This window comes from Arthrobacter sp. ZGTC131 (assembly GCF_002929275.1).
Lineage (GTDB): Bacteria > Actinomycetota > Actinomycetes > Actinomycetales > Micrococcaceae > Arthrobacter.
Genome location: NZ_PJIK01000050.1, coordinates 1 through 1,189 on the forward strand (window position 1 = coordinate 1; position 1,189 = coordinate 1,189).

At 68.4% G+C, this 1,189-nt stretch carries 1 protein-coding gene and 1 pseudogene; both read right to left on the bottom strand.

Features of this window, described 5'->3' with window-relative positions:
* A partial coding sequence (locus tag CXQ90_RS21625) for a glucose-6-phosphate dehydrogenase assembly protein OpcA (protein WP_104141385.1) occupies positions 1-764 on the bottom strand: 764 nt, incomplete at its 3' end.
* Positions 761-1,189, bottom strand: a pseudogene (locus tag CXQ90_RS21630) (glucose-6-phosphate dehydrogenase); the annotation flags it as partial. The gene CXQ90_RS21625 and the pseudogene CXQ90_RS21630, both read right to left, overlap by 4 nt.

The window sequence follows — 1,189 nt, forward strand, 5'->3', positions numbered from 1 at the left end:
ACGGACAGCCCGGGGCGGAACAGCTGGACATCGCCGCTGGACCTGCTGAGCCGGACCCGCCGGATGCCCGTCCCGGCGGGGTCCGCGACGATGGTCACCGGCGCTTCGAGGGACAGGGTCAGCCAGGCCGCGAGCAGGATGGTGCTGGGGGAGTCGGACGCTCCTTCGACTGCGACGGCCGTGACCGGGGAGGAGTCGACCTGGTCCAGTACCGCGGCGAGCTGGATGCGCCAGTTGGTGAGGCGGGTCCAGGCGAGGTCGGTGTCGCCTGCCTTGTAGGTGTTCCGGATGTTCTCCAGCGCAACCTGCGGCTCGGCCTCGTTCGCGGAGTCGGTGATGCGCCGGTGCGCGATCCGGCCGATCGAGGTTTCGCTGGCGTTCTTCGGCGCGCCGTGCGGCCACCAGGCCACGATCGGCGCGTCGGGCAGGAGGAGCGCGGCCACCAGGGATTCGCTTTCCTCGGCCAGTTCACCGAACCCGCGCAGCACAATGACCTCGGAGGCTCCGGCGTCCCCGCCAACGCGGATCTGGGCGTCCAGCCGGTTGGGGGCGGAGGAACCGGCGTCCGCGAGCACGATGATCCGGCAGGGGTGTTCCCGGCTGGCCTCGTTGGCGGCCTCGATGGCTTCTTCCTCCAGGCCGGACTTGGTGACCACCACGAGGGTGAGGACGCGGCCCAGGGCGATCACACCGCCCTGCTCGCGCAGGGACATGATCTTCTTGGAGACCTTGGAGGTGGTGGTGTCAGGAAGATCTACAATCATGGCCTTCTCCAGGTTCGTCCGTCGCGGGCAAGGAGCTCGTCAGCGGAGGCGGGGCCCCAGCTGCCGGGTGCGTACGGTTCAGGCTGCTCGCCCAGGCCTTCCCAGTAGTCCTCGAAGGGATCCAGGATCTTCCAGGACAGCTCCACTTCCTCATGCCGCGGGAACAGCGGCGGCTCGCCCAGCAGCACGTCCAGGATGAGCCGTTCGTACGCTTCGGGGCTGGATTCGGTGAAGGAGTGGCCGTAGCCGAAGTCCATCGTCACGTCCCGGACTTCCATCTGCGTGCCGGGGACCTTGGAGCCGAAACGGATCGTGGCGCCCTCATCGGGCTGGACGCGGATGACCACGGCGTTCTGGCCGAAGTCGTCCTCGCTGTGGTCCCGGAAGAGGAGGTTGGGGGCGCGCTTGAACACCACGGCGATTTC